The 4,803-nt window shown below is 63.8% G+C and carries 3 protein-coding genes; all 3 read left to right on the forward strand.

All coding sequences use genetic code 11. The annotated features are described in order from the left end of the window. Positions 1-356: 356 nt before the first annotated feature. The 3 genes from SGJ19_23860 to SGJ19_23870 are packed head-to-tail and all read left to right on the forward strand — an operon-like array spanning position 357 to position 4,794. Entirely contained in the window at positions 357-2,504 is a 2,148-nt protein-coding gene (locus SGJ19_23860) for a bi-domain-containing oxidoreductase (protein MDZ4783295.1), read from the forward strand. Positions 2,505-2,506: 2 nt separating this feature from the next. Then, the gene (locus tag SGJ19_23865) at positions 2,507-3,796 is read left to right on the forward strand and encodes a glycosyltransferase (GenBank protein MDZ4783296.1); all 1,290 of its coding nucleotides are present in this window, start codon (positions 2,507-2,509) and stop codon (positions 3,794-3,796) included. 38 nt (positions 3,797-3,834) lie between these two features. Further along, positions 3,835-4,794: a sulfotransferase gene (locus tag SGJ19_23870; protein MDZ4783297.1), complete on the forward strand. Its 960-nt coding sequence runs from the start codon at positions 3,835-3,837 to the stop codon at positions 4,792-4,794. Positions 4,795-4,803 lie beyond the last annotated feature (9 nt).

Consider the following 4,803-nt stretch of genomic DNA (forward strand, 5'->3'; position numbering starts at 1 on the left):
CCCTTTCAAGCTAAGTGAAAATTCGAAACTTGACGAGCGACCGTCGGCGCGAAGGGACCGTGCGGCCAGACGCAAAACGCTCATAATCGGTATCCTTAAACTAGCCCGACGCGCCAGCGAGGGAGAGTAAGCGCCGATCGGTGTTCGACGTCTACTCCCCCTCGCTGGCGCGTCGGCCTAATGTGGCGCGACATTCTTGCCCGCCGGGTCGCTTGCTTCAACCGAACCTAACCGGATAATCTGACGTATGTTAGGGTGAGCTCATTGGACGTCGCAGGATCGCGGACGCATACTCTTGCCCGGAGCGCCAGCCAGGGGGAGTGCCAACGCCGGTAGGGATCACTCCCACTTCCCCCATGAAGCAAGTTCTGCAAAACCTCAAAGACGGCGCGACGGAAGTCGCCGAAGTCGCCGCGCCCCGCGCGCGCTCCGGCGGCCTGCTGATCCGCACCCGCGCTAGCGTGATCTCCAGCGGCACCGAGCGGATGCTCGTCGAGTTCGGCCGGGCAAACTGGATTGATAAAGCCCGTAGCCAGCCGGAAAAAGTCCGGCAGGTGCTCGACAAGGTCAAGACCGACGGGCTGTTGCCGACCATCGACGCGGTGCGCAGCAAACTGGACCAACCGCTGCCGCTCGGTTATTCGAGCGCTGGCGTGGTGCTCGACGTGGGCGCGGGTGTAACCGGCTTTCAAGTCGGCGACCGCGTCGTCTCGAACGGTCCTCACGCCGAGTTGGCGACCGTGCCGGCCAATCTTTGTGCCAAGATTCCGGACAATGTCGACGATGAATCCGCCGCCTTCACCGTGATCGCCAGCATCGCCCTGCAAGGCGTGCGGCTGGCGCAACCGACGTTGGGCGAGTGCTTCGTCGTCACCGGACTGGGGCTCATCGGTCTGATCACCGTCCAATTGCTCCGCGCGCATGGCTGCCGCGTGCTGGGCATCGACTTCGACCAACAAAAACAAGCCATCGCGCGTGGTTTCGGCGCGGAAACGGTCGACCTCTCCTCCGGCGAAGACCCGATCTCCGCCGCGGAGGTTTTCTCGCGCGGGCGCGGCATCGATGGCGTGCTGATCACGGCCGCCACGAAAAGCAACGAACCGGTCCATCAGGCGGCGCTCATGTGCCGGCAGCGCGGGCGAATCATCTTGATCGGCACCGTTGGTCTGGAACTGGCCCGCGCGGACTTTTACGAAAAGGAACTGTCCTTCCAAGTCTCCTGCTCTTATGGACCCGGGCGTTACGACCCGCAGTACGAAGAGCAAGGGCATGACTACCCGATCGGCTTCGTCCGTTGGACCGAGCAGCGTAACTTCGAAGCGGTGCTGGACATGCTCGCCACGGGGGCGCTGCAGACGCAGGCGCTGGTTGCACATCGTTATCCGATCGAAGAGGCCGGCACGGCGTATGACGTCTTGGCCGGCGGCAGCGCAGGGCTCGGCATCGTGCTGCGATACGCAGACGCCACGGTGCGCAGCGACGCCGAACTGACCGGGCAACGCACGCTGCAACATATCACGAGCGCTCTGTCCGCCGGACTACGTCCGCGCGTGGCGGTGATCGGCGCCGGCAACTACGCTACGCGCGGCCTGTTGCCGATCCTCGCGCAGCAACCGGTCACGCTCGACGTCATTGCTTCCAGCGGCGGCGTGTCTTCGTTCCACGCGGCCAAGAAATTCGGATTCCGCCGCTCCACAACCGATACGGCGAGCCTGCTGCGCGATCCGGCCATCGACGCGGTGATCATCACCACGCGCCACGATACGCATGTCCCGCTCGCCGATCGTGCGCTCGGCGCCGGCAAACACGTGTTCGTGGAAAAGCCGCTGGCGATCGACCGCGAGGGCCTGGAGCAACTCCGCGCCACCTACGAATCTTTCACCGGCGACGTCCGGCCGCCGGTCCTGTCGGTCGGCTTCAATCGGCGCTTCGCCCCGCAAGCGATCAAGATGCGTTCGCTCCTCGCAGGCACCCGCGAGCGTCAAGCGATCATCATGACCGTGAACGCCGGCGAGTTGCCCGCGGATCATTGGTTGAACGACCCCGCGGTCGGCGGCGGACGGCTCATCGGCGAAGGTTGCCACTTCATCGACCTGGCGCGCTATTTGGTCAGTCATCCCATTGCGCGCGTGCAGGCGACGGCGCTCGGTTCGCCGCGCGGTCCGCGCGATTGCGTGACGATGACGATGGATTTCACCGACGGCTCGACGGCCACTTTGCACTATCTGGCCAACGGCCATCAATCGTTCCCCAAAGAGCGGATCGAAGTCTTTTGCGGGGGACGGATCTTGCAGCTCGATAATTTCCGCAAGCTCCGCGGACTCGGCTGGTCGGGCTTCCATAAAATGAATCTCTGGAGACAGGACAAAGGACACGCCGCCTGCCTGGAGGCGTTCTTCGCGGCCGTCGAAAAAGGCGGGCTATCGCCGGTGCCGTTCGCCGAGTTATGCGAAGTCACCGAAGCCAGTTTCCAAGCGGTCGAGCAACTGCAGGCGGGACGGTGAGCATGGCCGACGCCGTGGCAACGCCGCCGCCAAGTTCCGCGCCGCTTGCGCCTGCCAGCGGAGAAGTCGCGCCGCTCGCGCGCCACGCCCGGCGCGGCGCGTTTCCAGTCGTGCCCGTGCGCCGCCGCGACGGCGCGCCGCTCAAAGTAGCGCTGTTGTACATCGTTTGCTACCGCTACCGCGTGCCGATCTTTCGGCGTTTGACCGAGCATCCCGATCTGACCGTCAAGATCTTCGTCGGCTCCGGCATTCCCGGTACGAAAACGGTCAATGCCGACAACCTGAGCGGCCTCGACGTCTCGGTCATGCCGACGTGGAAAAAGCGGTTGCGCAGCACCGACCGCGACGTGGGCTTGCTCTTCAACCCGACGCTCCCCTGGCGGCTCTGGCGCTACAACCCCGACGTGCTGCTGGTACAAGGGGGCGAGCCGATCAACAACCTGTTGATGTTGTTCTACGCCAAGCTGTTCCGCAAACCGATCGTCTGGTGGTCGCTCGGCGAGATCCGCGGGCAGAAATATTCGCGACTCGGCCAGATGTATCGCGCCGTCGTGCAGTGGATCGAGCGCCGCGCCACAGCCTATCTCGGTTACTCGTCGGTCGCCGTCGACTACTTCCTCCGCATGGGCTACGAGCCGCGGCGTTGCTTCAACCTGGTGAACGTCGTCGATACGAACAAGGTGCTCGCCGAGATCGAAGCCACGCGCGAGCAGGTGGCGCCGCTCCGTACGCGGCTCGGGCTCGACGGTAAGCGGGTCGTGCTCTACGTCGGCGCGATCATGAAGACGAAAAAACTCGATCGCCTGATTCGCGCCTTCGCGATGCTTCCCGATCCGCACGACGAATTGCGCTTGCTCGTCGTCGGCGACGGCGACTTCCGCGCAGAATGTGAACGCGTTGCGTCGGAGTTGCGTGTCGCCGACCGCGTGATCTTCACCGGCGCGGTCTACGAGGGAGTGGCCGCGTACTTTCAACTGGCGGAACTCGTCGTGCTGCCCGGCATGGGCGGACTGGTCGTCTCCGAGGCGATGACGCACCGCTTGCCAGTGATCAGTTCCGTCGGCGATGGCAGCGAATTCGATCTGATCGTCGATGGGGAGAACGGCTACTCGATCGGCGAAGAGGGCGACAAACAACTCGCGGACGCCGTGCGGCGCTGCCTGGAATCGCCGGAGCAATCCCGCGAGATGGGCCGACGCGGCCGCCGCATGATCGACGAACAATACAACATCGACCGCTACTTCAACGAAATGCTCGCCAGCGTCTTTTTCGCGGCTGGCGAGAAAAAGTAGATCGGTCCGAGAATAGCACGGGAACAGGAACAGCCGTCATGTCGACCGTCGTCGCCGCGCCCAGCGCGCAGCAACTGGGAAAATTCGTCTGCATCGCCAGCATCGGCCATTCCGGCTCCACGCTGGTCGGGATGTTGCTCGATCAGTATCCCGAATGCACGTCGATGGGCGAAATCACCAATCTGCATAAGTTCACCGCGCAGCCGGACATGCTCTGCGGCTGCGGCACGCCGGTGCTGAAATGTCCGTTCTGGCTCGACGTGGAGGCGGAACTGCGCCGGAAGACGGGCGACCTCTCGCTGAAGCTCGGCGAGTTCTCGCGTCCGACCGAGTTGAAAAAAACCGCTTTCCGCAAGCTGCCGGCGCTTGCCGAACTGCTGATGATCTGGGGCAGTCCCGCAGCCTGGCGGCTCGGCTCCCTGATCTCCCCTCGAGCCCGTCGCGAGCGCGAGTTCGGGGCACGGGCCGTACAAGTCTACGAGGCGATCGCCACGGTGCGCGGCACGCCGATCACGATCAACTCGGCCGGCGCCACCACGCAGATGAAGTCGATCTACCTTGCCGATCCGACGCGTTTCCGCGCGATCCACGTCATCCGCGACGGCCGCGGCTGGACCTGCTCGCAGATGCGTCGCGAGAAGTCGTCGATGGAAGTCGCCGTTAAGCTGTTCGTTCGCCGGCATTGGAACACCGAGCTGATGATGCGTTCGATCCCCGAGAGTCAACGCATGGTGGTCCGCTACGAGGACCTTTGCCGGGACACGCCCGGCACGATGCTGACCATCTCCAAGTTTCTGGACGTCGACACGCAGCTCACGGATTTCATGCTAAAGAAGACGGAGTTCCACGGCGTCGGCGGCAACCCCATGCGATTCCGCTACGACGAAAGCACCGTGCAGCTCGACGAAAAATGGCGGCGCGACCTGACGCCCGCGGACTTGGAACTATTCGAAAAAATCGGCGGCGAAACCAACCGCCGCCTGGGCTACGCCGACTAGCATACGGGC

The organism is Planctomycetia bacterium (assembly GCA_034440135.1).
Lineage (GTDB): Bacteria > Planctomycetota > Planctomycetia > Pirellulales > JALHLM01 > JALHLM01.

What these genes read in the sequence shown, in the direction of transcription:
- SGJ19_23860 (MDZ4783295.1), top strand. Translation starts at nt 357, where the DNA reads ATGAAGCAAGTTCTGCAAAACCTCAAAGACGGCGCGACGGAAGTCGCC.
- SGJ19_23865 (MDZ4783296.1), top strand. Translation starts at nt 2,507, where the DNA reads ATGGCCGACGCCGTGGCAACGCCGCCGCCAAGTTCCGCGCCGCTTGCG.
- SGJ19_23870 (MDZ4783297.1), top strand. Translation starts at nt 3,835, where the DNA reads ATGTCGACCGTCGTCGCCGCGCCCAGCGCGCAGCAACTGGGAAAATTC.